The following is a 26,521-nucleotide window of genomic DNA, read 5'->3' as shown; positions in this document are numbered from 1 at the left end:
GGACACAAATGACTGCTGTTGCTGCTGCTGCACCTTTTTCGTTCAAGGATTTCTTCAAGAGCTTCATGCTCGTGGAGTTGCTCAAGGGGATGGCCCTGACTGGCCGCTATGCGTTTCGCCGCAAGGTGACCGTGCAGTTTCCCGAAGAGAAGACGCCTTTGTCGCCACGCTTCCGTGGCCTGCATGCACTTCGCCGTTATGACAACGGCGAGGAGCGTTGCATCGCTTGCAAGCTGTGCGAAGCCGTATGCCCTGCGATGGCCATCACCATCGAATCGGATGTGCGAGCAGATGGTTCGCGTCGCACCACGCGCTATGACATCGACCTGACCAAGTGCATCTTCTGCGGGTTCTGCGAAGAGAGCTGTCCGGTCGATTCGATTGTCGAGACACACATCTTTGAATACCACGGCGAAAAGCGTGGTGACCTGTATTTCACGAAGGACATGCTCTTGGCTGTGGGCGACCGGTACGAAGGTGAAATTGCGGCAGCCAAGGCTGCAGACGCCAAGTACCGCTGAGCGGTACGGGGTTCAGCCTCTTTGCCAGACTTTCTATAAAGACCCGATTCATGGACGCCAAGACTGGTTTCTTCTATCTCTTCTCGGTGGTGTTGCTGTTTGCAGCCTTCCGGGTGATCACTGCACGCAACCCTGTGCATGCAGTGCTGTATCTCATCCTTGCGTTCTCGCAGGCGGCGGCTGTCTGGCTGTTGCTCAAGGCAGAGTTCCTGGCAATTGCGCTGGTGCTGGTGTACCTGGGCGCGGTCATGGTGCTCTTCCTGTTCGTGGTGATGATGCTGGACATTCATATCGATACCGTACGCAAGGGGTTCTGGAAGCATTTCCCTTTGGCGGCCCTCATTGGGGCGGTCATCGCCCTGGAAATGGCTGCCGTGTTGATGGGCGGATTCCGCGGCATGGAAGAGCCCAAGGCCGTCGCTGCCATGGTCGATGCCGCTGGTCATGTGGTCCCGTACTCCAACACCAAGGCGTTGGGCAAGCTGCTGTACACCCAGTATCTGTATCCCGTTGAGATTGCTGCAGTCATTTTGCTGGTGGCCATGGTGGCTGCCATCGCACTGACCCTGCGTCAGCGCAAGGACAGCAAGGCCATCAATCCTTCAATGCAGATCCGAGTGCGTGCGGCCGATCGTCTGGCAGTGGTCAAGGTGGCCGCCACCCAAAAGCCTGCTGCTGAAGAGCCTGCGCAAGCTGCTGCTGAGGAGAAAAAAGCATGACATTGACTCTGGGCCACTTTTTGTCGCTGGGCGCCATGCTGTTTGCACTCGCTGTGATCGGCATATTCCTGAACCGCAAGAACCTGATCGTGCTGCTGATGGCGATCGAGCTCATGCTGCTGGCCGTGAACATGAACTTCGTGGCGTTCTCCCACTACCTGGGAGACATGCACGGCCAGGTGTTCGTGTTCTTTATCCTGACCGTGGCAGCCGCTGAATCGGCGATTGGCCTGGCCATCCTGGTGCTGCTGTTCCGCAACAAATCCAGTATCAACGCGGAAGACCTCAACACCCTCAAGGGTTGATGGGTCGCGAGTATTCCCAAGGTTCTCAAGAATGAGTCAAACCCTCTCTGCTTCAACCCTCCTGGCAGTGCCGTTGGCACCGCTGGCAGGCGCCTTACTGGCCGGCGTCTTCGGTACGACCTTCGGTGGTAACTGGATCGGTCGTCGCCTGAGCCATACCCTGACCATCCTCGGGGTGCTGGTTGCTTTCATCCTCTCGGCGATGACGCTCAAGAGCGTGGCGCTCGATGGTGCCCGGTTCAATGAAACCCTGTACACCTGGATGGTGGTGGGTGGCTTGAAGATGGAAGTGGGCTTCCTGATCGACAGCCTCACGGCGATGATGATGGTGGTGGTGACCTTTGTGTCGCTGATGGTTCACATCTACACCATTGGCTACATGGAAGAAGACGAGGGCTACAACCGCTTCTTTGCCTACATTTCGCTGTTCACCTTCTCCATGCTCATGCTCGTCATGAGCAACAACCTGCTGCAGCTGTTCTTCGGCTGGGAAGCCGTGGGTCTGGTGTCCTACCTGCTCATCGGGTTCTGGTTCAACAAGCCTTCTGCCATCTTCGCCAACATGAAGGCGTTTCTGATCAATCGTGTCGGCGACTTTGGCTTCATTCTGGGCATTGGCCTGATCGCAGCGTATACCGGCACCTTGAACTATGGCGAGATCTTCGCCAAGGCGGGTGAACTGGGCTCTCTGTCGTTCCCCGGCACCAGCTGGATGCTCGTCACGGTGATCTGCATCTGCCTGTTCATCGGCGCTATGGGCAAGTCAGCGCAGTTTCCCTTGCACGTCTGGCTGCCTGATTCGATGGAGGGTCCGACTCCCATCTCCGCTCTGATCCACGCTGCCACCATGGTGACCGCCGGAATCTTCATGGTGTCGCGCATGTCGCCTCTGTTCGAGCTGTCGGACACTGCGCTCAACTTCATCCTGGTGATCGGTGCCATCACAGCATTGTTCATGGGTTTCCTGGGCATCATCCAGAACGACATCAAGCGCGTGGTGGCGTACTCGACGCTTTCGCAGCTCGGCTACATGACAGTAGCGCTTGGCGCCTCGGCGTACTCGGTGGCTGTGTTCCACCTGATGACCCATGCGTTCTTCAAAGCCTTGTTGTTCCTGGGCGCAGGCTCGGTCATCATGGGCATGCACCACAACCAGGACATCCGCTGGATGGGCGGTGTGCGCAAGCACATGCCCATCACCTGGATCACCTCGCTGCTGGGTTCGATGGCCCTGATCGGCACGCCGCTGTTCTCGGGTTTCTATTCCAAGGACAGCATCATTGAGGCGGTGCACTTCAGCCATCTGCCAGCAGCCGGTTTTGCACATTTCGCAGTGCTCGCAGGTGTGTTCATCACGGCGTTCTATTCCTTCCGCATGTACTTCCTGGTCTTCCATGGCAAGGAGCGTTACGACCAGAATCCGGATGCCCACCACGACGATCACCATGGCCACGGCCACGATGATCACCACGAACCGCACGAGTCTCCCTGGGTGGTGACGGTGCCTCTGGTGCTGTTGGCCATTCCTTCGGTGGTGGTGGGTTTTCTATTCATCCAGCCCATGCTGTTTGGGGACTTCTTCAAGGATGTCATTTTTGTGGATGCGGCCAAGCATCCTTCCATGGCACACATGGCGGAGCATTTCCACAGCGCCTGGGCCATGGCATTGCATGGTCTGCAGACGGCGCCGTTCTGGCTCGCATTGGCAGGTGTTGCGCTTTCGTACTACATGTACATGGTCAATCCTGCGTTGCCCACGGCGATCAAGGCGCGCGTACAGCCCATCTACACATTGCTTGAAAACAAGTACTACCTCGACTGGATCAACGAGAACATTCTGGCCCGTGGTGCACGTGCGCTGGGCGTGGGTCTCTGGAAGGGCGGGGATCAGGCTGTGATCGATGGCGCCCTGGTCAACGGGTCCTGGAAGCTGGTGCGGTGGGTGGCCGGTGTTGTGCGTTGGGTGCAGTCGGGGTTCATCTACCACTATGCGCTGGTCATGATCCTGGGTGTTTTCGTGCTCATGACGTATTTCGTCTGGCTCAACAAGTAGGAGAAGAATAAAAATGGGTCTGTTGAGTCTTGCAATCTGGACACCGATTGCGTTTGGCGTGCTGTTGCTCGCCATGGGGCGCGATGAGCACGCGCGTGCCGTGCGCTGGCTGGCGCTCGTCGGCGCGCTGATCGGCTTCCTGGTCACGCTGCCTTTGTACGATGGCTTCAAGCTGGGTACAGCAGCCATGCAGTTTGTGGAGAAGGCTGACTGGATCGAGCGCTTCAACGTCCACTACCACCTTGGGGTGGACGGCATTTCCTTCTGGTTCGTGCCGCTGACAGCATTCATCACCGTCATTGTGGTGATTGCTTCCTGGGAGTCGATCACGGAGCGCGTGAACCAGTACATGGGCGCTTTCCTGATCCTTTCGGGGCTCATGATCGGTGTGTTCAGCGCACTCGATGGCATTCTGTTCTATGTGTTCTTTGAGGCAACGCTGATCCCGATGTATCTGATCATCGGCATCTGGGGCGGCCCCAATAAGATCTACGCAGCGTTCAAGTTCTTCCTGTATACGCTGCTCGGGTCGCTGTTGATGCTCATCGCGCTGATCTACCTGTACAACCAGTCGGGTGGCAGCTTTGACATTGCGACCTGGCATCAGCTGCCGTTGAGCGGACGTGCACAGACCCTGCTGTTCTTCGCATTCTTTGCCGCCTTTGCTGTGAAGGTGCCCATGTGGCCCGTCCACACCTGGCTGCCCGATGTGCACGTGGAGGCGCCTACGGGCGGTTCAGCAGTGCTGGCCGCCATCATGCTGAAACTGGGTGCCTACGGTTTTCTGCGATTTTCGCTGCCAATCGCTCCTGACGCTGCACGCCAGTGGGCTTGGCTGATGATTGCCTTGTCGCTGATCGCCGTGATCTATGTGGGCCTGGTGGCCATGGTCCAGAAGGACATGAAGAAGCTGGTGGCTTACTCGTCGGTGGCGCACATGGGTTTTGTGACCTTGGGCTTTTTCATCTTCAACGATCTGGGCGTGTCCGGCGGTATTGTCCAGATGATTGCGCACGGTTTTGTGTCCGGTGCGATGTTCTTGTCCATCGGTGTCTTGTACGACCGCGTGCACTCCCGTGAAATCGCCGCCTATGGTGGTGTGGTCAACACCATGCCGAACTTCACGGCGTTTGCCCTGCTGTTTGCCATGGCCAACTGCGGTCTGCCGGGTACGGCCGGTTTTGTGGGTGAGTGGATGGTGATCCTGGGTGCCGTCAAGGCCAATTTCTGGATCGGTCTGGCTGCCGCCACTGCGCTGATTTTTGGTGCTGCTTACACCCTGTGGATGTTCAAGCGTGTGTACCTGGGCCCCGTGGGCAATGACAACGTCAAGGGCTTGACGGACATCGACAGCCGCGAGTTCCTGGTGCTTGCTGTACTGGGCATCGCGGTGCTGGCCATGGGCCTCTACCCCCGTCCGTTCACCGACGTGATGGACACCTCGGTGGCAGAACTGCTCAAGCATGTCGCGCAGACCAAGCTGAACTGAACAGACCAGACTGAACTGAGAGATTCGAGATGATTGACAACATCAGCTGGCTAGCGATTTACCCCGAAATTGTGCTGTTGACGATGGCCTGCGTGATTGCGCTGGTTGATCTGGGCGTACACAGCCCTCGTCGCACCAGCACCTACGTGCTGACCATGCTCACGCTGGCCGTGGTGGCTGCCCTGCAGGCCATGTATGCCAGCAGCGGTAACACCTTCTACGGTTTTGGCAACATGGTGGTGAGTGATGCCATGGGCAATTGGCTCAAGTGTTTTGCCACCGTGGCCATGATGGTCACCCTGGTGTATGGCCGCCCCTATGCTGCCGACCGCGACATGTTGCGGGGGGGGGAGCTCTTCACGCTGTCCATGTTCGCTTTGCTCGGCATGTTCATCATGATCTCGGGCAACAACTTCCTGGTGATCTACCTGGGGCTTGAGTTGCTCACGCTGTCGAGCTATGCCCTGGTGGCATTGCGTCGCGACAACGCTACTGCTACAGAAGCGGCCATGAAGTATTTTGTGCTGGGCGCCATGGCCAGTGGCTTTCTGCTGTACGGGTTGTCCATGGTGTACGGTGCCACGGGTTCGCTGGATATTGGTCAGGTGTTCAAGGCAGTCAATTCCGGTCAGATCAAGCATCAGGTGCTGGTGTTCGGCTTGGTGTTTGTGGTAGCCGGTCTGGCCTTCAAGCTGGGGGTGGTGCCCTTCCACATGTGGATTCCCGATGTCTACCAGGGCGCACCCACTGCAGTGACGCTGATGATTGGTGGTGCGCCCAAGCTGGCTGCATTTGCCATCACCATCCGTTTGCTGGTGGATGGTCTGCTGCCCCTGGCTATCGACTGGCAACAGATGCTGGCCGTGTTGGCGATTGGTTCTTTGCTCGTGGGTAACCTGGCAGCCATTGCGCAGACCAACCTCAAGCGCATGCTGGCCTACTCCACCATCTCCCAGATGGGCTTCGTGTTGCTGGGCCTGATGTCCGGGGTCATCAATGGCAACGTGGACGCCACTGCGGTGGAGAACGCCTACAGCGCCTCGATGTTCTACGTCATCACCTATGTGTTGACCACGCTGGCGGCCTTTGGTGTGATCCTGCTGCTGGCCCGGGAAGGTTTTGAGAGCGAAGAGATTTCCGATTTCGCAGGCCTCAACCAGCGAAGCCCCCTGTACGCTGGCGTGATGGCTGTCTGCCTGTTCTCCATGGCAGGTATTCCTCCTCTGGTGGGCTTTTATGCCAAGCTGGCGGTTCTTCAAGCCCTGATCGCTTCGGGGCAGAACATCTACATGGCGATGGCTGTGTTTGCCGTGATCATGTCGTTGATCGGTGCGTTCTACTACCTGCGGGTGGTGAAAGTCATGTATTTCGACGCGCCCCTGACCGCTACCAATGTATCGGCGCCCGCCGATGTGCGCGTGGTGCTGACCATCAACGGCGCTTTGGTGCTGGTGTTGGGCTTGCTGCCAGGCGGTTTGATGGCCCTGTGTGCCGACGCCGTGGTCCGCGCACTGGCGACCTGATCGGTAGCCTGCGCGCACACGCCGCGCGGGCTACTGCTCCCATTCCCAATTTGCTGCCTCGATCAGTTCCTCTGTGTCACTTACCGGTTCGGTTTGGCTTGTGATTGTGGCGGCTTTGATTGCCGCCAATCTGCCCTTCGTCAATCAGCGCTGGCTGGTGGTGGGCCCCTCCGTCGCCAACGGCAAGCCTCTGGTCGGGCGCATGGCCGAACTGATCGTTTTGTACTTCTTGGTGGGCGGGATGGCTCTGTTATTGGAGCGTCGTGCAGGCCAAATTGCACCTCAGGGCTGGGAGTTTTACGCCATCACCGGCACCATGTTTCTCACGCTGGCCTTCCCCGGGTTTGTCTATCGGTATCTGCTGCGGCGCCACGGTTGAAGCAGCGGTCGGTTCCGGGCAGAGCCATTCGACAAAGCCTTGAGGGCACTTCCCCGTTGCCAGCTGTAGGCCGGCAGATGGGGTGGAGCACTTCTGAACACAACTCTGCACCTGGACGTTGATGTGCCTGGTAGCGCCCATCATGGGATTGCGCTCACCAGCGTACGATGCATCTTATGAAGGTACTGGATCTCCAATGTCAGCACGGCCATGTGTTTGAAGGCTGGTTTGGTTCTGAAGATGACTTTCAGAGCCAGAAGCAGCGCGGGTTGGTGCAGTGCCCTTTGTGCGCAGACGTCCATATCGACAAGCGGCTGAGCGCGCCGCGCCTGAATCTGGGCGCCCGTGAGCCCGCCGCAGCTGCGGCGGCACCGCCCGGCACAACTTCTGTTTCACATGCTGTTTCCAGCGCGCAGGTCGAGGCATCGACGCTTCCCCCAGCACTACAGGTAGCGTGGCTGGAGCTGGCCCGCAAGGTCGTCGCGAATACCGAAGATGTCGGCTCCCGGTTTGCCGACGAAGCCAGGCGCATGCACCACGGCGAGGTTCAGGATCGGGCCATTCGTGGCCAGGCCACCGCGCAGGAGGCGTTGCAGTTGCTGGATGAGGGCATTGCCGTCATGCCGCTGCCAGCGGCAGTCAAGGAAACCCTGCAGTAGCCACTGCACCCGGTCCTGGGGGTAAACCTTGCGGAATGGTGCCGGGATCAACTGGTGAACTGCAGTGCAGCCAGACGCGCATACACCCCACCTTGTGCCATCAATGCGCTATGGGTGCCTTGCTCCACGATCTGACCGTGGTCCAGCACCACGATGCGGTCGGCATTTTGTACCGTGGCCAGGCGGTGGGCGATCACCAGCGTGGTCCTTCTGCCAGTGTGGCGCTGCATGGCGGTGTCCAGCGCGGCCTGCACCATGCGCTCACTTTCTGCGTCCAGTGCGCTGGTGGCCTCGTCCAGCAGCAACAGGGGCGGATTTTTGAGCATGGCTCGGGCAATGGCGATACGCTGGCGCTGGCCGCCCGACAGGCGTACACCCCGTTCGCCCAGAAACGTGTGGTAGCCCTCGGGCAGGGCTGCGATGAAGTCATGCGCAAAGGCAGCCCGGGTGGCCGCCATGACCTCTTCGTCGGAGGCATCCGGACTGCCATAGCGGACGTTGTCCATGGCCGAGGCGGAGAAAATCACGGCATCCTGGGGCACGGTGCCCGTATGGGCGCGCAGTGTGTCCAGGCTCAGGTCGCGGATGTCCACGCCGTTCAACAGGATGCCTCTCTCTCGTGAACCTTGAGCACCCCCTTCATTGCCCCCATCCACGTCATAAAAGCGCTGCAGCAACTGAAACACCGTGGTCTTGCCTGCCCCGCTGGCGCCCACCAGTGCCACGGTCTCTCCGGGTGACAGGTGCAGAGAGAAGTTCTGCAGCGCGGGCTGGTTCGGGCGCGACGGGTAGTGAAACTGCACGTTGTCAAACTGCACCTCCAGCCCTTGATCCGAAGTGGGCAGCCGCTTGGGTGTCGCAGGGTTTGCCACGGGGGAACGGCTCGACAGCAATTCCATCAAGCGCTCGGTGGCACCGGCAGCACGCAGCAGGTCTCCGTACACTTCCCCCAATACTGCCACCGCGCTCGCCAGCAGAATCACGTACACCACGGTCTGGCCCAGGTGGCCCGCACTCATCTGCCCTGCCAGCACGGCTTCTGTGCCCCGGTACAACCCCCACAGCAGAAGGGCCGCGTTGGCGATGATGATGAAGGCCACGAGCAAGGCGCGTGCCTTGGTGCGCTTGACCGCCGCGCGAAAGGCGTCTTCCGTGGCCCGCGCAAACCTTGAGGCCTCGCGTGGCTCAGCGGTATAGCTCTGCACCACCGGGATGGCGTTGAGCACTTCGGCCGCGATGGCGCTGGAGTCGGCCACGCGGTCCTGGCTGTCGCGTGACAATCGGCGCACCCTGCGACCGATCCACATCGTGGGCAGCACCACCAGCACGACGGCCAGCAGTACCACCGACATCACATAGGGATTCGTCCACACCAGCATGACCAGGGCACCCAGACCCAGAACCGCATTGCGCAGCCCCATGGACAGCGATGAGCCGACCACGGTCTGCACCAGCGTCGTGTCCGACGTCAGCCGCGACAGCACCTCGCCGGTTTGGGTGGTCTCGAAGAACTGGGGGCTTTGCTGCAGCACATGGCTGTAGACGGCGTTGCGCAGGTCAGCGGTAACGCGCTCGCCAAGCCAGCTCACCATATAAAAGCGCGCGGCCGAAAACCCGCCCAGTGCCATGGCCACCGCAAACAGCTCTTCAAAATGCCCGCGAAGGGCCATGGCCTGCGCTCCCCGGTCACCCGTTGCAGAGACCAGGCCTCCATCGATGAGATTGCGCAGTGCCATGGGAAACGCCAGTGTGGCCAATGCCGCCAGCACCAGGAACACCAGCGACAGTGCAATGCGCGCCCGATAAGGGCGCAAAAAGGGCAGCAGTCCCGTGAGCGAGCGGGGGGCGCCACGGGCGGGTGTGGAGGAGGAGGGGGAGGGCATCGTGGCAGTGTAGGCGGCGCAGCTGGGTGCCGCAGAAGGAGCGCGGTCAGGCCCCTCTATGGTTATAAGTGGTGCCCACGGCGGTGAATACCAAGGCTTGTCAGTAAAAAGTCAGTGATGGGCGCGGCGCTGCACCACCACCGCGTGTGGTCTTCTGTGCCTGCCACGGCGCCAGATTGAGCATTGGCGCGCTGCCCGCGCCCGTACATCCCCAGCGCCATGCGCCCTCAGGGCGGGTACGTAGGCATTTATACATAGGCATTAGTCCCAGTATCTACCGCGGGGTAGGGAGACATACGATGCGTTGCGATCCAACCTCCCCGGAGACCTTGTTGCAAGGCTCCTCATTTCAGCACCTTACGGAGCGGCCAAGGCGCAATGAGCGACGTCATTCTTGAAACCAACAGCCTGACCAAAGAGTTCAAGGGCTTCACCGCCGTCAGTGACGTGAACCTGGCCGTTCGGCGCGGGTCCATCCACGCGCTGATCGGCCCCAACGGTGCAGGCAAGACCACGTGCTTCAACCTGCTCACCAAGTTTCTGGAGCCGACTTCGGGTGTGATCCGCTTCAACGGGCATGACATCACGCGGGAGCAGCCCGCACAGATTGCGCGCCGTGGAGTGATCCGCTCGTTCCAGATCTCGGCCGTGTTCCCGCACCTGACACTCATCGAGAACGTGCGCCTGGGCCTGCAGCGCAAGCTGGGCACTTCGTTCCATTTCTGGCGCAGCGAGCGCACCCTGCGGCGACTGGACGACCGCGCCATGCAATTGCTGACCGAGGTGGGACTGGAAGACCTGGCCGATGAAGTGACCGTGAACCTGCCCTACGGCCGCAAGCGCGCACTGGAGATCGCGACCACGCTGTCCATGGAGCCCGAGTTGATGCTGCTGGACGAGCCCACGCAGGGCATGGGCCACGAAGACGTGGACCGCGTTACCCAGCTCATCAAGAAGGTCTCGGCAGGCCGCACCATCCTGATGGTGGAACACAACATGAAGGTGGTGTCGACCATCGCAGACCGTATCACCGTGCTGCAGCGCGGCGCCGTGCTGGCCGAAGGCCCCTACGCAGAAGTCTCCAACAACCCCCAAGTCATGGAAGCCTACATGGGCACGACCGACGGCCAACTGCAGGGAGCGCACTGATGGCTGGCGCTCCCGCACTCGAAATCAAGAACCTCGAAGCCTGGTACGGCGAGTCGCATGTGCTGCACGGCGTGGACATCGTCGTCCAGCCGGGCGAGGTGGTCACGCTGCTGGGCCGCAACGGTGCAGGCCGCACCACCACCATGCGCGCCATCATGGGGCTGACCGGTGCGCGCAAGGGTTCGGTCAAGATCAACGGCGTGGAAACCGTGAACATGCCCACGCACCGTATTGCGCACCTGGGCGTGGGCTACTGCCCTGAAGAGCGTGGCATTTTCTCCAGCCTGTCGTGCGAAGAAAACCTGCTGCTGCCACCCGCCCTCAAGACGGGCACGCCGGGCATGTCGGTGCAGGAGATCTACGCCATGTTCCCCAACCTGGCCGAGCGCAAGAACAGCCAGGGCACGCGCCTGTCGGGCGGTGAACAGCAGATGCTGGCCGTGGCCCGCATCCTGCGCACCGGCGCCAACCTGCTGCTGCTCGATGAAATCTCCGAAGGCCTGGCGCCCGTCATTGTGCAGGCCCTGGCCCGCATGATCACCATGCTGCGCCAGAAGGGCTACACCGTGGTCATGGTTGAGCAGAACTTCCGTTTTGCCGCACCGCTGGCCGACCGGTTCTACGTGATGGAGCACGGCCGCATCGTGGAGAAGTTCGGCGCTGCCGAGCTGGAAGCCAAGATGCCTGTGCTCAACGAACTGCTGGGCGTCTGAGCCACGCCCACACCCTTTCCCTACCGCTTTCTTCCACCACACCCACAGGAGACAAATCCATGAAGAAACAACTCAAAGTGCTGGCACTGATGCTGGGCGTTGCAGGCTTGGCCACCTCGGCCGCGCACGCACAGGACAAGGTCAAGATCGGTTTCATCACCGACATGTCCAGCCTGTACGCGGACGTGGAAGGCAAGAACGGCGCAGTCGCCATCCAGATGGCCATTGATGACTTTGGCGGCAAGGTGCTGGGCATGCCCATCGAACTGATGAGCGCCGACCACCAGAACAAGGCCGACATCGCAGCCTCCAAGGCCCGCGAGTGGATCGACACCCAGGGCCTGACCATGGTGTTTGGTGGCACCAACTCCGGCACCGCACTGGCCATTGCCAAGGTAGCCGCCGAGAAGAAGCGCGTCTACATCAACAACGGCGCTGCCAGTTCGGCATTGACCAACGAACAGTGCTCGCCTTACACCGTCCACTATGCGTATGACACCGTGGCGCTGGCCAAGGGCACTGGCTCGGCCATTGTGGATGGCGGTGGCAAGAGCTGGTACTTCCTGACGGCAGACTATGCCTTCGGCCATGCGCTCGAGGCCGACACTACCTCAGTGGTCAAGGCCAAGGGCGGCAATGTGGTGGGTGCCGTGCGCCACCCGCTGAACGCGTCCGACTTCTCGTCCTTCCTGCTGCAGGCACAGAACTCCAAGGCACAGATCCTGGGCCTGGCCAATGCAGGTGGTGACACCATCAACTCCATCAAGGCTGCCAAGGAGTTCGGCATCGGCAAGAGCATGAAGCTCGCCGGCCTGCTGATCTTCATCTCCGACGTGCACAGCCTGGGCCTGCGCAATACCGAAGGCCTGCAGTTCACCACCAGCTGGTACTGGGACCTGAACGACGAGACCCGCAAGTTCTCTGCCCGCTTCTTCGAGAAAACCAAGCGCATGCCTGGTGAAATTCAAGCTGCTGACTATTCAGCCACCATGAACTACCTCAAGGCCGTGGAAGCAGCCAAGTCGGTGGATGCCGACAAGGTCATGGAAACCTGGCGCAAGATGAAGATGAATGACTTCTTCGCCTCTGGTCAGATTCGTCCTGATGGCCGCTATGTGCACGACATGTACCTGATGGAAGTGAAGAAGCCCGCAGAGTCCACCAAGCCCTGGGACTACTACAAGCTGATCAAGAAGCTGCCTGGTGACTCGGTGTTCACCACCAAGGCCGAGAGCAAGTGCCCGCTCTGGAAGTAAACCCCTGAGAGGGCGCACACCGGCCTGGCTGTCCCTGCGGGGCGCCGGGCCCGGTGTGGTCCTCTGACCTGAACTCTCTCCACCTGCTGCTGCCTCCCATGGAAATCTTTGGTGTCTCATTGCCCGGCCTGTTGAGCCAGCTCCTTCTGGGGCTGGTCAACGGATCGTTCTACGCAATCCTCAGCCTGGGGCTGGCTGTGATCTTCGGCCTGCTCAACGTCATCAACTTTGCGCACGGTGCACTGTTCATGACCGGGGCATTGCTGACATGGATGGCCATGAACTACTTCGGCATCAACTACTGGTTGATGCTGGTGCTGGCGCCGCTCGTGGTGGGGCTGTTCGGGGTGCTGATCGAGCGCTTGCTGCTGCGCTGGATCTACAAGCTTGATCACCTGTACGGGCTGCTGCTCACGCTGGGCCTGACCCTGCTGATCGAAGGCGTGTTCCGCTCCATCTATGGCGTGTCGGGCCTGGGCTACGACACACCCGAACTGCTGGAAGGCGCGACCAATCTCGGCTTCATGATCATGCCCAACTACCGCGCTTGGGTGGTGGTCGCGTCGGTGGTGATCTGTCTGGCCACCTGGTATGTGATCGAAAAAACCAAGCTCGGCGCCTATCTGCGTGCCGGTACCGAAAACCCGCGCCTGGTGGAGGCCTTCGGCATCAACGTGCCGGTGATGGTGACCCTGACCTACGCCTTTGGTGCCGCACTGGCCGCCTTTGCCGGTGTGCTGGCCGCCCCCGTGTACCAGGTCACCCCGCTCATGGGCCAGAACCTGATCATCGTGGTGTTTGCCGTGGTGGTGATTGGCGGCATGGGCTCCATCATGGGCTCCATCTTGACCGGGCTGGGCCTGGGAGTGATCGAAGGTTTCACCAAGGTGTTCTACCCCGAAGCGTCTTCCACCGTGGTGTTTGTCATCATGGTCATCGTTCTTCTCATTCGCCCCGCCGGCCTGTTCGGCAAAGAAAAATAAGGGGCCGCCAGCATGAATTCCAAGAACACTGCCACCATTGGTTACGGCCTGCTGTTGCTGGCCCTCATTGCCGCGCCTTTTCTCGGCGCCTATCCCGTCTTCGTGATGAAGCTCATGTGCTTTGCACTGTTTGCTTCCGCGTTCAACCTGCTGCTCGGTTACACCGGCCTGCTGTCTTTTGGCCATGCGGCCTTCCTCGGTGGCGCCGCCTATGTGGCTGGCCACGCCATCAAGGTGTGGGGCCTGACGCCTGAAGTGGGCCTGCTGCTCGGCACCGCCGGTGGCGCGCTGCTGGGCCTGCTGTTTGGCTGGCTGGCCATTCGCCGCCAGGGCATCTACTTCTCCATGATCACGCTGGCGCTGGCGCAGATGCTGTTCTTCGCCTGTCTCCAAGCCCCCTTCACGGGTGGTGAGGACGGCTTGCAGGGTGTGCCGCGCGGCAAGCTGTTTGGCGTGATCGATCTGCAAAGCGACCTCGTCATGTACTACGTCGCGCTGGTCATCGTGGTCGCAGCGTTCTTGCTGATCGTGCGCACCATCCACTCGCCGTTTGGCCAGGTGCTCAAGGGCATCAAGGAGAACGAGCCCCGCGCGATCTCGCTGGGCTATGACACGCACCGCTTCAAGCTGCTGGCCTTTGTGTTGTCGGCGGCTCTGGCGGGCCTTGCAGGCTCTCTCAAGACCCTGGTGCTCGGCTTTGCCACGCTGTCCGATGTGCACTGGACCGCGTCGGGCCAGGTCATCCTGATGACGCTGGTAGGCGGCCTGGGCACGCTGTCGGGCCCGCTCATCGGCTCGGCCGTGGTGGTGCTGCTGGAGAACAAGATCGGCGAATTCGGCAACCTGCTGGCCGCACTGACCAGCGTGGAATGGTTCAAGACCCTGGGCGAATCCGTCACCATGGTCACGGGCCTGATCTTCGTGATCTGCGTGCTGGCCTTCCGCCGCGGCATCATGGGCGAGATCATCGCCTGGCTGGCGCAGCGCCGCGCAGGCAACTCCGCCAAGCATTGAGGGGGTGACGCCGCCCGATCTGGCGGTATCTTTCTGACATCAAGCCGCTGCAGCCTTCACAGGCGCAGCGGCTTTGCGTATCCAGTCATCTCCAGGTAACCCCTGCCCACGGGCTGGCCTGTGGCACCCATCAGGTCCGACAGCCCTTCCCAATAGATCGCACCCGTCGATCCGCTGCTGTCCAGCTCCTGGCTGTCCAGCAGCGCGTTCACTGCAAAGCTGCCTGCGGGCGTCTGCACCTGCCATTGCACCGGGTAGCGCGCGCCACTGCGTGGGCTGGTCCACCACCGCATGGGGGTGAACGCCACAGACTGCGCCCCAAACACCTGCACCGGCTGCCCGGGTGCCCGCCACGATCCCCCAGCCCACAGCGCTGATCCATCGGCCCGCCGCAGTCGGAATGCCGTGAGCGCGCTGCCGTCGTGCAGGTTCATGCCGATCCAGTCCCACCCCTGCGCGTCGGGGTGCAGCAGTGCCTCGCTCCACTCGTGGTCCATCCAGGCGCGGCCCGTGTCGGGTGTCACCGCCATGCGTTTGTTGCCCACCTGCAAGGTGCCGCTGACGGCGAGCTGGGGCTGGCTGTAGTAGTAGCTGGCCTGCTCGGCGTCCGGCCCCTTGCGGGACAGCCCTTGCTGCCCCTGCAGCAGCACGGGCTGGGTGCTGTCAAACACCAGGTCCAGCCCAAAATCGCTGCCCACGATGTGGGTGGTGTAGCGGCTGGCTGCAAAGTCTGACTTGCCGCGCGATGTGTCGCTGCGCTCCAGCGTCCAGTCCTGCAGGCGGATGCGGGTGTCGGCCTCACTGGCCTGCGCCACCCCAAAACCGGCACGCGCAATCCGCTGGTCATGCACCAGCTGCTGGCCTCGCACATCGGTGATGGCGGCGTGCGCAAACAGCAGGTGTTTGGCCGCAAAGGCGGACTGCAACTGCTGCGTGCCATCCACCCGCGAGCGGAAGAACGTGATCTGAAAACCCCAGGGCTGCCCCTGCGCCTGCACATGGCCGGTGATGTACCACCACTCGGTGCGCAGCTCCGGGTGGCTGCCGTGGTCGCGCGGAAAGGCCAGCGTGCGTGCAGGCAAGGCATGCGCGGAAAGGGGCAACCACCCCGCAGCCCCGATGGCGGCCAGGCCCCAGTGCATCTGTTGCGCCAGCCACCGCCGGCGCGTGACCATGGGACCGGGGGCAAGCGGCAAAGAACCTGGGGGCAATGGGTGGGAGGGCATGGTGCAGTGCGTGGCTGGCATCAGCCGATCAGGCCATCCACCTTCTGCTGCGCAGCCGAGCAATCGCCAAACGTGCGGTCCACCCATGCCGTGTCGAAGTACGTGGGCAGATACCGTTCGCCCGCATCACACAGCAGCGACAGGATGGAGCCGCGCTCGCCCCGCTCGCGCATCTCGCTGGCCAGCGTGAGCATGGCCACAAAGTTGGTGCCCGTGGACGGGCCCACGCGCCGCCCCAGCAACTGCGACAGCGCGCGCATGGCGGCGATGGATTCGCAGTCCGCCACATCCACCATGCGGTCCACCAGCGTGCGGATGAAGCTCGGCTCCACACGCGGGCGCCCAATGCCTTCAATGCGCGATCCTGGCGCCGTCAGCTGGGCATCGCCTGTGCGGTGGTAGGCGCTGAACACCGACCCCGCCGGGTCGGCCACACACACCTGCGTGGCATGGCGCTGGTAGCGCACATAGCGGCCAATGGTCGCACTGGTGCCACCCGTGCCCGCGCCCACCACAATCCAGCGCGGCACAGGGTGCGGCTCGCGCGCCATCTGCGTGAACATGCTCTCGGCAATGTTGTTATTGCCCCGCCAGTCGGTCGCGCGCTCGGCGTACGTGAACTGGTCCATGTAGTGGCCGCCGGTCTCCCCGGCAATCGCACGGGCCGCGTCATACACAGCGCCCGCGCTGTCCACAAAGTGGCAACGCCCGCCATGGAACTCGATCTGCGCCACTTTCTCGGGTGACGTGCTGCGCGGCATCACCGCCACAAACGGCAGGCCGAGCAGCCGGGCAAAGTAAGCCTCACTCACCGCTGTGGAGCCGCTGGACGACTCGACGATGGTCGAGCCCTCATGCACCCAGCCATTGCACAGCGCATACAGAAACAGCGACCGCGCCAGCCGGTGCTTGAGGCTGCCCGTGGGGTGGGTGGATTCGTCCTTGAGGTACAGGTCAATGCCATGTGCGGCAAACGCGGGCAGGCGCAGTGGGATCAGGTGGGTGTCAGCGCTGCGCTGGTAGTCTGCTTCGATGCGGGCGATGGCTTCGTGGAGCCATCGAGTAGGGGAGGGCGGGATCTGCATGTGCGCATTGTCGCAGCGCCTTCAGCCTGTACCGTGCTGGAGGTCACAGTCCGTAGAACGCCTGATTTGCTTCAATGCGTTGGGCTTGGTCCGTCGGGTATCGGCGCTCGGCCAGCAGCCGCTGCAGCGCAGCACGGCCCAGGTCTCGGTGGGGGGTGTAGAAGGCACTGACGGCCAGTTCATCCAGTGCACGCCATGCGTACACCTGTGTATCCACAAAAAGAATGTCCGCAGGTTGCGGAATCTGTGACGCCTGCAAGGCAAACACGGTGGCAAGTGCATGTTCGGCCCGTTCGCGGTGATAGCGGGCCAGTTCGCACAGGGGCTCAGCTCTCTGCGGGCGGGCCGCGTAGGCAGCCAGATAAGCATTGCGCACGGTGGTGGGTGGGGCCTGGTTGCGCTCATGCAGCACGGCGATCTGGAACAGGGCATACCAGCGTTCTTCGTCCCACCCCCCCATGTCAACCCGTCGCTGGTACCACTGCAAGCTGGGTTCGATTTTCCCGGCATCGCGGCAGCTCTGGGCAAGGTAAAAAACGTTGCGTGTATTCGTGGGGTCATCCCGCACTGCCTGTTCCAGCAGCGCCATGTCGCGCAGGTAGGTCTCCGGGTCGCGCGCGCGGGCGCCATCGTGGGATACGTGGATGACGGGCCCTTGCAGGGTCTGCCAGGGGCCATGCTGCTTGGCCGTAAGGTACTCGTGCAGCACACCCTCCCAGCGCCAGCCGATGCGTGTGGCCACCAGGCTGTTGCGCTGGTATTCCCAGCCGTCCATATGGCAGGTGAGGGTGTACCCATCGGCCGAGAGCGCGGGCCAGACAAAGTCTGGCGATACGCGCAGTTGCTCATCGGCATCAATGAAGAGCAGGTAGTCGCCATGAGGGCGTGCCAGCTCCAGTGCTTCGTTGCGGTTGTGCGCAAAGTTCTTCCAGGGGCGCTCATGCAGAGTGCCGGGAATGTCTCGCATGAACTCACGGACGATGTCCTGTGTGTCATCGGTAGAGCCCGTATCAACGATGACCCAATGGTCTATCCAGTGCTTCACCGAAGCGAGGCACCGGGTGATCACCGGTGCCTCGTCCTTCACGATCATGTTCAGGCAAATGCGGAGCGGAGCCAATGATTGCAGCGCGTGGTTGAAGATCGATTTCGTCCGTGTGCGAATGGCGGCGGTGGCGCCCCTTATTGGCAGTAGGCGTAGGCTGTGATGGCGCTCGCACTTCCACAAGAGAAGGTACAGCTCCACTTGTCTGTGCCCACGCGTTTGCTGATCGAAAACACGTCGTCGCGCGGGGAGGCCGTCTCACATCCGCCACTGACCACAGCTTTTCCTGCGCCACAGGTGGCTTCTACCTGGACCGTGTACGGTGGTGTGACGTTGTCGCAATTGGATCCGTTGGAATACTCTGTCAACGATACGGTAGCGCTGCCTGTGGGGCCGGTCGGCCCCGTAGGACCTGGAATCCCCTGAATCCCCTGGGTGCCCTGTGGTCCGGGCACAGTGCTGTCGGCCCCGGTGGCGCCTGTGGGGCCCACCGCTCCAGCGGCTCCCACAGGGCCTGTTGCACCGGTTGGGCCGGTTGCACCGGTAGCGCCTGCTCCCGTGGCACCGGTGGCGCCCGTGGCCCCGGTGGGTCCCGTTGCGCCAGTTGCCCCAGTGGCACCTGCTGCTCCCGCGCTGCCTGTGGGGCCGGTCGTTCCAATGGCTCCAGTAGCGCCTGTCGGGCCTGTTGCACCGGTGGCGCCAGTGCCGATACCGCTGGCGCAAGGGCCCAGGCGACCTGTGGGAGCATCAAAGCAGGTGAGACTGGTGTTGGGCGTTGCGCCGCTCAGGCCCGGGGCCCGCACTTCACCACTGTCCTGTACCCGAAAGCGTTCCTGGGTGCCGGCGGAGTTCTTGATCACAAAGCCACCACCACTGGGGACAGTGGCGGAGATGTCGGCGGCCAGGGCCAGCGGCGTGTGCAAGGCATAGGCTGCGCTCAGTGCAACCATCAGGCGAAGGGGATGGAAGGGGAATGTCATGGCAAATCGCTCCTGGTTGCAGATATCAAGCGTGCGGTGTTGTGGCACCACGGCGGTGGTGCCAGAAGGCAGCCATGCCCATCAGGAGTGCCAGAAGCATCAAGCCGTACTCGCTGAGTGTCGGGATGCTGCTGGCCGCAACGGCCGCGCCGATTTGAACGTTACCCGCCACAGTGGCGAAGGTGCGGTTGACTGTTGCGCCGGGCCCGAGGTTGATGACGGCAGTGCCGCCACCCGAAGAGATCAGCTGGATGTTTTGTCCCGGTGCTCCTTGAAGCGTCAGGGTCCCCAACACGGTGATGTTGGTACCTGCCGGAATGACAAAGGTACGTCCCGTGGAGCTAGACAAAGTCAGATTGCGAAACACCAAGGTGCCTGAAAGCTGGCTGGTATTGCCTATGCATCCGTCTGTGAGCACCACAGAGCCGGTCTCGGGGTTAAACGTGCCGAAGCTGCTCAGGTTGCCGCCCACTTGAAGCAGGCCGGTGCCGCCGTTGAAAACCCCCGAGCCAGCGATGTCGAGGTTGCTGCCTGTCGAGAACTGGCCGGCACCGATGATCAGGGAGCCTTCCACCTGCACGGGGAGGCAGCCGATATCCCAAGAGCCTCCTCCGGACATGTCAATCGAAGCGCCAGCGCCCACGACATATTGTGACCACGCGGGGGCGATGAGGCCGCAACAGAGCACGGCTGCGGCGGCCATATGCCGGAATACTGATTTCATGGATTTCCCTCTTACTCTTATGTACGTTATGTACGCGGCAGCTCAGTCTTGCATTGCCACGTGACTGTGCCCGGGGCGTGGCGGACAACGCTGGTCACGCCTTGCCGCCACCTGCGCTTCTATGTCGCTTGCGCTGGCATTTCAAAGGATGATTATCAAAATCTTCCGAGATTGCAAACAATTTTTAACGGCGCTATTGAATGATCACAAGTGGTGTGTCACCAGTCCTCTTTCACCGCCATCACCGCATCCCTTCCCGCCGCCGCTCGGCCCGCCAGCCATGCGGTGACCGTGCCCGACGCAACAACGGCAGCACACAGCCCCAGCAACCTCCAACCCGGCACCGCCAAATCCATCGTCCAGTGAAAACTCTGCGGGTTGACCACGTGCACCAGCACCACGGACACGGCCAGCCCCAGCAGCACCCCCGCCGCTGCACCCAACGCCGTCCACGCGGCCCCTTCGCCCGCCACCACGGTCAGGATCTGGCGCCGCGTGAGGCCCAGGTGGGCGAGCAGGCCAAACTCCTTGCGCCGTGCCAGCACCTGGGCGCTGAAGCTGGCGGCCACGCCGAACAGGCCGATGCCGATGGCGACGGTCTGCAGCCAGTAGGTAACGGCGAAGCTGCGGTCGAAGATGCGCAGCGAGCGCTCGCGGATGGTGGCGGCGGAGCTGAATTCCACCAGGGCCTCGTTGCCGTCGCCCGTGGTGGCGCCCGCCGCAGTGGAGAGCTGGCGGCCGGCTTGGGTCGCAGCGAGCGCGCGGATGGACGCCTGCAAGGCCGACAGGTCAGTGCCCTCGCTGAGCCACAGGGCCAGGTCGCTGGTGCGGGCGTCGCCGGTCAGGCGCAGCCACACAGCGCGGTCCATCACCACGGCGCCGGTTTGCCGGGCATAGTCACGCCAGATGCCTGCTATGTAAAAGATAGCTGCTGGCGCATGATTTTCTAGCGCTTGGGGGCTAAAAGCCTTGGAAAGTGCAGGCCACTCCATGCCGGGGCGCAGGCCGTACAGGTCCACCACGGCCTCGCTGATGTACACGCCGGTGCGGCCGGGGGGCACGGGTAGGGCCTCGCCCACCAGCGGCAGGGTCTGCGCCGGCTCATCTCCCAGGGGGCGGCTCAGCACCGTGAGGGCGGGCAGCGTGGGGGACAGCTGCAGTGGGCTGGCGCGCAGGGGCTGCACGCGGTCCAACCCTGGCAACTGGCCCACTGCTTCTGCAAAGCCTGCGGGCAGCAACGCAGCCTCACTGCCGCTCGTGCCGCCCGCACTGATGGCCGAGCGTACGTACAGCGGCGACGGCAGCACCGCGTCCAGCCACTGCGTGACCGAGCCGCGAAAGCTGGACACCATCACCGTCAGCGCAACGGCCAGGCTGAGGGATGCGACCACACCGCCCACCGCGATGGCCGCGCTGCCCCGCATGCGCCGCGCGCGCTCCAGCGCCAGCAGTGGCAGCGCGTGGCGCGCGGCCAGGGGCTGCAGCCACGCCAGCAACCGCGCCATGCCCCAGGGCAGCAGGGCGATGCCCCCCACCAGCAGCAGCGCGATGGCCACGTAGGCAGCCAGTGGAATGCCAAATACGGGTGGAGCGCTAGTCAAAATTGCCCCGGTAGCTATCAAAACGATACCAACAGTGCCCTTGTCCGCCTGACTGGCTGCGGCGCCAAGGCCCTTCAGGGTCTGGGCCGGGGGCAGGGTCTGCGCGGCGCGGGCGGGCCACCAGCCACCCGCCAAGGCGGCCGCCACGCCCAGTGCGCCGTACACCAGCGCGGCGGGGGCGCTCCATTGCAGCGCGGGCCGCACACCCGCAAAGTAGCCACCGCCCAGGTCGCCGCCCAGCAGTTGCAGCGCCGTGGCCGCCAGCGCGGTGCCCAGCGTTATGCCCAGCACGCTGCCCAGCAGGCCCAGCGCTGCCGACTCTGCCAGCACCAGTGCCAGCCGCTGGCGCGGCGTGGCGCCCAGCACGGCCAGCAGCGCAAACTGCGGCCCGCGCTGCGCCACGCTGAGGGCCAATACCGAAAACACCAGAAACGCCCCGGTGAACAGTGCTACCAGCGCCAGCACCGTCAGGTTGACCCGGTAGGCGCGCGACAGGTTGCTGATGCGCTGGGTGGCATCGCCGGGCTGCGCCAGCACCAGGTTGGCAGGCCAGCCGGGCTGCGCGCGCAGTGTGGCTTCCCACGCAGTGCGGTCGGTGCCGGGCTGCAGTTGCAGGTCGATGCGGGTGAGTGCGCCCGCACGGCCAAACAGATCTTGCGCAGCGCCAATGTCCATCACGGCCAGCGGCGCGCCGCCGGCGGTCACGGTGCCCGCCACCTGCACGGTGAGCGCTGGTTGCAAACCCAACTGCAGCGTAAGGCGGGGCAGGGGCGACGATGGTGCTGGAGCGGCGGCAGAAAGCCCCAGCACCTGCAGCGCTGCCGTGTTGAGGAACACCGTGGCGGGTGCGAAGAGGGCGAACCGGTCGGCGCTGTCCCAGGGGCGCGGCACCAGCGCCGGGGCCATGGTGGGCAGCAGCAGTGCATCGGCGCCCAGCACACGGATGGGCGTGCGAAGGGACTGGTCTTTGGCGCCCGCTGTTGTAGCTGCCTGCGCTACGGCCGACAGCTCCAGCAGCGGGCTGGCGCGGGCCACTTGCGGGTCGGTGGCGAGGCGTTCGTACAGCGCCTCGGGCAGGCTGCCTTGCATGGCGCGCAGCTCCAGGTCGGGCTGGCCGTTGACGGCGCGCACCGCCTGCGAGAACTCGTCCAGCGCCGACGCATTGATCACATGCACCGCAAACGCCAGTGCCACACCGAGCATCACGGCCGCCACCGCTGCGGCGCTGCGCCAGGGGTGGTGGCGCAGGTCTTGCCAGGAGAAGGTGCGGAGCAGGGCGAGCATGGCCTGCATTGTGGCCGCAGGCGTTGGGAGCCTGGGTTTTTGACGCACATCAACCTTGCATTTCAACCCCCTTGAAGCCGCGATACCGCAGGCCTATCTTGGAGCCAGAAGGTGTGAATGAGACCCGCCTGCCCGAGCAAGCCGCCAAAACGTTTCCGATCTAGGCGCAAAGCGCAGTCATAGCTCGGGCTATGGCGAGCATTGGCAACAACGAGCGGGAGCGTTTTGGCGGGATGAGCGGGCATGTGGGGCTCGTTCGCACCTTCTTAGGGGCCCGCCCTCCTGCGCTGGCTCAGTTGTCTGTTTCAACCCCTTTTCAGGAGCCAAAACCATGAACTCTCTCGTGACCCGTGGCAGTCTGTTTGACGACTTTTTCAAGGATATTGCCCCCGGCTTTTACGTGCGCCCGCTGCATGGCGACAACCTGCCTTCGCCCAGCCAGATCAAGGTGGATGTGAGGGAAACCGAAGGTGGCTACACGGTGCAGGCCGAGGTGCCCGGCGTGGCCAAGGAGGACATCCATGTCTCGCTCGAAGGCAATGTGGTGAGCCTGCGCGCCGAGGTGCGCCAGCACGATGAAAAGCGCGAGGGCGAAAAGGTGCTGCGCAGCGAGCGCTACTTTGGCGCTGTGGCCCGCAGCTTCCAGTTGCCCGCCGATGTGGACGCCGCGCAGGCCAAGGCCAAGTACGACAACGGCGTGCTGACGCTGAACCTGCCCAAGAAGGTGAACAAGGCGGCGCAGCGGCTGAACATCGAGTGAGCGTGGCTCACACAACCCTCCTGGCCGGAACCGCTGGGCTGGGTTGCGTGATCGGCTTGAAGTCCTCGTCCGGCCCCTGCTGGGAGCGTTCGAGGCCTAACCGGCGATGCCGCTGGCCGTGAGGCGCAGCACCCGGTCGGCCCGCGCTGCGGCGGCGTCGGAATGGGTGACCAGCACCAGCGATGCGCCGTGCTCGCGCGTCTGCGCCAGCAGCAGGTCCATCACGCGCGTGGCGGTGGTGGGATCGAGGTTGCCGGTGGGCTCGTCGGCCAGCAGCAGGGCGGGGCGGTGTATCAGTGCGCGGGCGATGGCCACGCGCTGCAGTTGCCCGCCGCTGAGCTGCTGCGGCAGCCGTGTACCCAGCCCTTCCAGGCCCACGGCGGCCAGCATGTGTTGCACGCGGGCGGCATCACTTTGGCCCAGCAGCATCAGCGGCAGGGCCACGTTCTGTGCCACGTCCAGGTGCGGTAACACGTGGAAGGCCTGGAACACAAAGCCCACATGGGCACGGCGCCACAGCGCACGGGCGGTGTCGTCGAGCTGGCCCAGGTCGGTGGTGCCGTGGGTGATGTGCCCGGTGTCCCAGGTATCCAGCCCCGCCAGGCAGTTGAGCAGGGTGGACTTGCCCACGCCCGAGTCGCCCACGATTGCCACAAACTCGCCGGGTGCCACGGCGAACTGCACGTTGGCGAACACCGGCGTGCTGCCGTAGTGCTTGCCCAGGTTCTCCACACGCAGCAGCGTCATGGCGTGGGCTGCTCCAGGCGTTGCAGCACGGCCTGCACCAGCGTGGCTACGGCATGGGGCTGGTCGCAGGCGATGGCGTGGCGCTGCGGCATGCTGCGCAGCCAGGTGATCTGGCGCTTGGCCAGTTGCCGTGTGGCGGCAATGCCGCGTTCGCGCAGGAAGGCCGTGTTCAACGGGGTGCCTGAAGGACAGCTGGCCTGGAAGTCGAGTTCTTCCCACACCTGCCGGTAGCCTACGCAGCGCATGGAGGGCAGGTCGGGATGCAGGTCACCGTGTGCGCGCAGGGCCGCCACCTCATCAATGAATCCTCCGGCCAGCATGGTGTCGAAACGCTGGGCGATGCGCTCGTGCAGCCAGGCCCGGTTGTCGGGTTCCAAGGAAAAAAGCGCGCTTGCGCCGGTGTTGTTTGTGTTGTCTGCTACCTTTTTAATAGTGTGAAAGCTCGACAACGGCTGGCCCGAGACATGCCACACCTCCAGTGCCCGCTGGATGCGCTGGCTGTCGCCGGGGGCCAGGCGCGCGGCCGTCACTGGGTCCACACGCGCCAGCTCGGCATGCAGGGCGGGCCAGCCCTGCTCGGCCGCCTGGGCTTCGATCTTGGCGCGTACCTCAGGGTCGGCGGCGGGCATGTCGTCAATGCCATCAAACAGTGCCTTGAAGTACAGCATGGTGCCGCCCACCAGCAATGGCAGTGCGCCGCGCGCGCGGATCTCGGCAATGAGCCGGGTGGCGTCCTGCACAAACTCGGCGGCGCTGTAGGCCTGCAGCGGATCGCGGATGTCGATGAGGTGGTGGGGCACCGCAGCGCGCTCGTCGGGCGTGGGCTTGGCGGTGCCAATGTCCATGCCCCGGTACACCAGGGCCGAGTCCACGCTGATGATCTCGACCGGCCGGCCCTGTTTGCCCAGCACGGCGGCCAGCGCCAGCGCGCCGGCGGTCTTGCCCGACGCCGTGGGGCCCGCCAGGGCAATGGTGGGGAAGGTGTCAGGCGTGCTCACGGGGCGCTCCAAACTTCTGCACCAGCGTCCACGAGATCACGGCCAGCACCACCGACCAGAACCAGATGCCATTGACCAGCGGCCACACCGTGCCATCGAGCCGCAGCCCCAGCCAGCCGCCAATGGCAAAGGCCGCCAGCATCATCATGAAGCCGTTCAGGGCCGATGCGACGCCTGCTGCTTTGGGGAAGGGCCCCACCGCGCCACTTTGCCCGCAGGGCTGGTGGATGCCGTGCGCCACCATGAACAGGTAGAACGGTAGCGTCAGTGCCCAGGGGTGGTGCCAGCCCATCCAGGCCACCAGCGCCATCAGCGTGCCGCCGCTGGCGCTCAAGGCCCCGGCAATGGCCACCGTGCGCTGCAGGCCAAACTGTGCCAGCAGAGCGCGGCACACAAAGGTGCCCGCGAAGTAGGCCACGCAGGCAGACGCCATGACCCAGCCATACATGGTGCGCGTGAGGCCCAGCACGTCGATGTAGACGAACGAGGACGACGCCAGAAAGGTGAACAGCCCGCCATAGGTGGCCGTGGTCTGCAGCGAAAACGCCCAGAAGGTGGGGCTGCGCAACACCTGTTGCCAGGTGCCCACCAGCGCACGGGGCTGCAGCGCTTGGGGGTTGCGGTGGGCCAGGGTCTCGGGCAAGCGCAAGGCCACCAGCGCCAGCGTGACCACCGCATACACCGTGAGTGCCAGCAGCGCAGCGCGCCAGCCCAGCCATTCGCTCAGCAGGCCACCCATGGGCGCGCAGATGCAGGCCACGATGCCCAGCCCCGTGAGCGCCTTGGACATGGCGCGGGCGCCCTCCAGCGGGGTGTACAGGTCGCGCACGATGGCGCGCGCGCACATCACCACGGCCCCCATGGCAGCACCCTGGGCGATGCGCCACAGAATGAGCAGGCCCATGGTCGGTGCAAAGGCACTGCCCAGCGAGGCCACGGTGTAGATGGTCAGGCCCGCCAGCAGGATGGGGCGGCGGCCAAAGCGGTCAGACAGAGGGCCCCACACCATCTGCGAGCAACCAAACGCCAGCAGCAGCCCGCTGAGCGTGAGCTGCGCCGCCGCCATAGGCGCGCCCAGGCTGCGGGTGAGCGCGGGCAGCGCGGGCAAGTACAGGTCGGTGGTGACGGGCTGGATGGACAGCAACAGGGCCAGCACCAGAATGGCCAGGCCGGGTGGGACAGAGACAGGGGCGGCCGCAGACGCTGCGGTGGCGGAGGGGGCAGACATATCTGTCTGAGCGTACCAGAAGGGGTGGGCGCGCTGCAGGCAGGGCGGTGGACCCAGGCGGTGAGAACTTGCGCAAATTTATGTATGACAAAGGTCGCGCGGGTGACATCCTGCCTTGCGCGGGGCGCAGCACCATGGTGGGGCGGTGGCTGGCAGCCCGTCATGCCTTGGACGCTGTTCTGAGGGACGCTTCGCCC

General features: G+C 63.3%; 23 protein-coding genes. 14 read left to right on the top strand and 9 right to left on the bottom strand.

Going from position 1 to position 26,521, the window contains the following annotated elements:
* The first annotated feature begins 8 nt into the window (after positions 1-8).
* From nuoI to ATF69_RS12625, 8 genes are all read left to right on the top strand, one after another.
* Positions 9-521, top strand: a complete 513-nt coding sequence (gene nuoI / locus ATF69_RS12660; RefSeq protein WP_010463942.1) for an NADH-quinone oxidoreductase subunit NuoI — start codon at positions 9-11, stop codon at positions 519-521.
* A gap of 50 nt (positions 522-571) precedes the next feature.
* Positions 572-1,240, top strand: a complete 669-nt coding sequence (locus ATF69_RS12655; protein ID WP_056747683.1) for an NADH-quinone oxidoreductase subunit J — start codon at positions 572-574, stop codon at positions 1,238-1,240.
* Entirely contained in the window at positions 1,237-1,545 is a 309-nt protein-coding gene (gene nuoK, locus ATF69_RS12650; protein ID WP_005793248.1) for an NADH-quinone oxidoreductase subunit NuoK, read from the top strand. Before ATF69_RS12655 ends, nuoK begins: the two co-directional genes overlap by 4 nt.
* A 31-nt stretch (positions 1,546-1,576) precedes the next feature.
* On the top strand, positions 1,577-3,598 hold the full coding sequence (gene nuoL / locus ATF69_RS12645) for an NADH-quinone oxidoreductase subunit L (RefSeq protein ID WP_158641485.1): 2,022 nt from the start codon (positions 1,577-1,579) through the stop codon (positions 3,596-3,598).
* A gap of 13 nt (positions 3,599-3,611) precedes the next feature.
* Positions 3,612-5,087: an NADH-quinone oxidoreductase subunit M gene (locus tag ATF69_RS12640; RefSeq protein WP_146871189.1), complete on the top strand. Its 1,476-nt coding sequence runs from the start codon at positions 3,612-3,614 to the stop codon at positions 5,085-5,087.
* Positions 5,088-5,116: 29 nt separating this feature from the next.
* A complete protein-coding gene (gene nuoN, locus ATF69_RS12635) occupies positions 5,117-6,610 on the top strand; it encodes an NADH-quinone oxidoreductase subunit NuoN (protein ID WP_146871188.1) in 1,494 nt (497 codons plus the stop codon).
* A 73-nt stretch (positions 6,611-6,683) separates the two neighbouring features.
* Positions 6,684-6,989, top strand: a complete 306-nt coding sequence (locus ATF69_RS12630; RefSeq protein ID WP_056061582.1) for a DUF2818 family protein — start codon at positions 6,684-6,686, stop codon at positions 6,987-6,989.
* Between the two features lie 176 nt (positions 6,990-7,165).
* On the top strand, positions 7,166-7,648 hold the full coding sequence (locus ATF69_RS12625; RefSeq protein WP_146871187.1) for a DUF1178 family protein: 483 nt from the start codon (positions 7,166-7,168) through the stop codon (positions 7,646-7,648).
* A gap of 47 nt (positions 7,649-7,695) precedes the next feature.
* On the opposite strand, the gene ATF69_RS12620 is transcribed toward ATF69_RS12625, so the two are convergent.
* Positions 7,696-9,531 carry an ABC transporter transmembrane domain-containing protein gene (locus ATF69_RS12620; protein WP_146871186.1) on the bottom strand — a complete coding sequence of 612 codons (1,836 nt, stop codon included), beginning with the start codon at positions 9,529-9,531 and terminating at the stop codon, positions 7,696-7,698.
* Between the two features lie 378 nt (positions 9,532-9,909).
* Here ATF69_RS12620 and ATF69_RS12615 point away from each other — a divergent pair, with 378 nt between their 5' ends.
* The 5 genes from ATF69_RS12615 (at position 9,910) to ATF69_RS12595 (ending at position 14,646) form a co-directional block, all read left to right on the top strand.
* The gene (locus ATF69_RS12615; protein WP_146871185.1) at positions 9,910-10,680 is read left to right on the top strand and encodes an ABC transporter ATP-binding protein; all 771 of its coding nucleotides are present in this window, start codon (positions 9,910-9,912) and stop codon (positions 10,678-10,680) included.
* Positions 10,680-11,393, top strand: coding sequence for an ABC transporter ATP-binding protein (locus ATF69_RS12610; protein ID WP_056747689.1), 714 nt, complete (start codon positions 10,680-10,682; stop codon positions 11,391-11,393). Before ATF69_RS12615 ends, ATF69_RS12610 begins: the two co-directional genes overlap by 1 nt.
* Positions 11,394-11,452: 59 nt before the next feature.
* Entirely contained in the window at positions 11,453-12,649 is a 1,197-nt protein-coding gene (locus ATF69_RS12605; RefSeq protein WP_099729744.1) for an ABC transporter substrate-binding protein, read from the top strand.
* A 98-nt stretch (positions 12,650-12,747) separates the two neighbouring features.
* Complete coding sequence (locus ATF69_RS12600; RefSeq protein WP_056747693.1) at positions 12,748-13,632, top strand: branched-chain amino acid ABC transporter permease; 885 nt, start codon at positions 12,748-12,750, stop codon at positions 13,630-13,632.
* Positions 13,633-13,644: 12 nt separating this feature from the next.
* Complete coding sequence (locus tag ATF69_RS12595) at positions 13,645-14,646, top strand: branched-chain amino acid ABC transporter permease (RefSeq protein WP_056747694.1); 1,002 nt, start codon at positions 13,645-13,647, stop codon at positions 14,644-14,646.
* Between the two features lie 56 nt (positions 14,647-14,702).
* Here the strand turns inward: ATF69_RS12595 and ATF69_RS12590 are convergent, their stop codons facing one another.
* The 5 genes from ATF69_RS12590 to ATF69_RS12565 all read right to left on the bottom strand — a co-directional run bounded on the left by ATF69_RS12590 (position 14,703) and on the right by ATF69_RS12565 (position 22,600).
* Positions 14,703-15,872, bottom strand: coding sequence for a lipocalin-like domain-containing protein (locus ATF69_RS12590; protein WP_425291776.1), 1,170 nt, complete (start codon positions 15,870-15,872; stop codon positions 14,703-14,705).
* Between the two features lie 20 nt (positions 15,873-15,892).
* Entirely contained in the window at positions 15,893-16,957 is a 1,065-nt protein-coding gene (locus tag ATF69_RS12585; RefSeq protein WP_146871183.1) for a PLP-dependent cysteine synthase family protein, read from the bottom strand.
* A gap of 43 nt (positions 16,958-17,000) precedes the next feature.
* Positions 17,001-18,050, bottom strand: coding sequence for a tetratricopeptide repeat-containing glycosyltransferase (locus tag ATF69_RS12580; RefSeq protein ID WP_146871182.1), 1,050 nt, complete (start codon positions 18,048-18,050; stop codon positions 17,001-17,003).
* A 957-nt stretch (positions 18,051-19,007) separates the two neighbouring features.
* Complete coding sequence (locus ATF69_RS12570; RefSeq protein WP_244303722.1) at positions 19,008-19,706, bottom strand: IPTL-CTERM sorting domain-containing protein; 699 nt, start codon at positions 19,704-19,706, stop codon at positions 19,008-19,010.
* Positions 19,707-19,924: 218 nt separating this feature from the next.
* The gene (locus ATF69_RS12565; protein WP_146871180.1) at positions 19,925-22,600 is read right to left on the bottom strand and encodes an FtsX-like permease family protein; all 2,676 of its coding nucleotides are present in this window, start codon (positions 22,598-22,600) and stop codon (positions 19,925-19,927) included.
* Between the two features lie 322 nt (positions 22,601-22,922).
* On the opposite strand from ATF69_RS12565, the gene ATF69_RS12560 reads away from it, so the two are divergent.
* Positions 22,923-23,351 (top strand): Hsp20/alpha crystallin family protein, encoded by a 429-nt coding sequence (locus ATF69_RS12560; protein WP_146871179.1) that lies wholly within the window; start codon positions 22,923-22,925, stop codon positions 23,349-23,351.
* Positions 23,352-23,447: 96 nt separating this feature from the next.
* Here the strand turns inward: ATF69_RS12560 and ATF69_RS12555 are convergent, their stop codons facing one another.
* Genes ATF69_RS12555 through ATF69_RS12545 form a run of 3 tightly spaced genes read right to left on the bottom strand, consistent with a single transcriptional unit; the run spans position 23,448 to position 26,324 of the window.
* A complete protein-coding gene (locus ATF69_RS12555) occupies positions 23,448-24,098 on the bottom strand; it encodes an ABC transporter ATP-binding protein (protein WP_146871178.1) in 651 nt (216 codons plus the stop codon).
* A complete protein-coding gene (gene miaA / locus ATF69_RS12550; RefSeq protein WP_146871177.1) occupies positions 24,095-25,096 on the bottom strand; it encodes a tRNA (adenosine(37)-N6)-dimethylallyltransferase MiaA in 1,002 nt (333 codons plus the stop codon). Before miaA ends, ATF69_RS12555 begins: the two co-directional genes overlap by 4 nt.
* Positions 25,083-26,324 carry a multidrug effflux MFS transporter gene (locus ATF69_RS12545; RefSeq protein ID WP_146871176.1) on the bottom strand — a complete coding sequence of 414 codons (1,242 nt, stop codon included), beginning with the start codon at positions 26,322-26,324 and terminating at the stop codon, positions 25,083-25,085. Before ATF69_RS12545 ends, miaA begins: the two co-directional genes overlap by 14 nt.
* Positions 26,325-26,521 lie beyond the last annotated feature (197 nt).

The sequence above is a fragment of the Acidovorax delafieldii genome, from assembly GCF_007993815.1.
GTDB classification, from domain to species: domain Bacteria; phylum Pseudomonadota; class Gammaproteobacteria; order Burkholderiales; family Burkholderiaceae_C; genus Acidovorax; species Acidovorax delafieldii.
This window is presented reverse-complemented; position numbering and strand designations above follow the sequence as displayed.

Excerpts from the sequence above, each read along its gene's own strand:
- ATF69_RS12610 (WP_056747689.1), top strand. The coding sequence starts at position 10,680 with ATGGCTGGCGCTCCCGCACTCGAAATCAAGAACCTCGAAGCCTGGTAC.
- ATF69_RS12570 (WP_244303722.1), bottom strand. The coding sequence starts at position 19,706 with ATGAAATCAGTATTCCGGCATATGGCCGCCGCAGCCGTGCTCTGTTGC.
- ATF69_RS12600 (WP_056747693.1), top strand. The coding sequence starts at position 12,748 with ATGGAAATCTTTGGTGTCTCATTGCCCGGCCTGTTGAGCCAGCTCCTT.
- ATF69_RS12585 (WP_146871183.1), bottom strand. The coding sequence starts at position 16,957 with ATGCAGATCCCGCCCTCCCCTACTCGATGGCTCCACGAAGCCATCGCC.
- ATF69_RS12595 (WP_056747694.1), top strand. The coding sequence starts at position 13,645 with ATGAATTCCAAGAACACTGCCACCATTGGTTACGGCCTGCTGTTGCTG.
- ATF69_RS12640 (WP_146871189.1), top strand. The coding sequence starts at position 3,612 with ATGGGTCTGTTGAGTCTTGCAATCTGGACACCGATTGCGTTTGGCGTG.
- ATF69_RS12625 (WP_146871187.1), top strand. The coding sequence starts at position 7,166 with ATGAAGGTACTGGATCTCCAATGTCAGCACGGCCATGTGTTTGAAGGC.
- ATF69_RS12555 (WP_146871178.1), bottom strand. The coding sequence starts at position 24,098 with ATGACGCTGCTGCGTGTGGAGAACCTGGGCAAGCACTACGGCAGCACG.
- nuoL (WP_158641485.1), top strand. The coding sequence starts at position 1,577 with ATGAGTCAAACCCTCTCTGCTTCAACCCTCCTGGCAGTGCCGTTGGCA.
- ATF69_RS12620 (WP_146871186.1), bottom strand. The coding sequence starts at position 9,531 with ATGCCCTCCCCCTCCTCCTCCACACCCGCCCGTGGCGCCCCCCGCTCG.
- ATF69_RS12605 (WP_099729744.1), top strand. The coding sequence starts at position 11,453 with ATGAAGAAACAACTCAAAGTGCTGGCACTGATGCTGGGCGTTGCAGGC.
- nuoN (WP_146871188.1), top strand. The coding sequence starts at position 5,117 with ATGATTGACAACATCAGCTGGCTAGCGATTTACCCCGAAATTGTGCTG.
- ATF69_RS12590 (WP_425291776.1), bottom strand. The coding sequence starts at position 15,872 with ATGCCCTCCCACCCATTGCCCCCAGGTTCTTTGCCGCTTGCCCCCGGT.
- nuoI (WP_010463942.1), top strand. The coding sequence starts at position 9 with ATGACTGCTGTTGCTGCTGCTGCACCTTTTTCGTTCAAGGATTTCTTC.
- ATF69_RS12655 (WP_056747683.1), top strand. The coding sequence starts at position 572 with ATGGACGCCAAGACTGGTTTCTTCTATCTCTTCTCGGTGGTGTTGCTG.
- ATF69_RS12560 (WP_146871179.1), top strand. The coding sequence starts at position 22,923 with ATGAACTCTCTCGTGACCCGTGGCAGTCTGTTTGACGACTTTTTCAAG.
- nuoK (WP_005793248.1), top strand. The coding sequence starts at position 1,237 with ATGACATTGACTCTGGGCCACTTTTTGTCGCTGGGCGCCATGCTGTTT.
- ATF69_RS12580 (WP_146871182.1), bottom strand. The coding sequence starts at position 18,050 with ATGATCGTGAAGGACGAGGCACCGGTGATCACCCGGTGCCTCGCTTCG.
- ATF69_RS12565 (WP_146871180.1), bottom strand. The coding sequence starts at position 22,600 with ATGCAGGCCATGCTCGCCCTGCTCCGCACCTTCTCCTGGCAAGACCTG.
- ATF69_RS12615 (WP_146871185.1), top strand. The coding sequence starts at position 9,910 with ATGAGCGACGTCATTCTTGAAACCAACAGCCTGACCAAAGAGTTCAAG.
- ATF69_RS12545 (WP_146871176.1), bottom strand. The coding sequence starts at position 26,324 with ATGTCTGCCCCCTCCGCCACCGCAGCGTCTGCGGCCGCCCCTGTCTCT.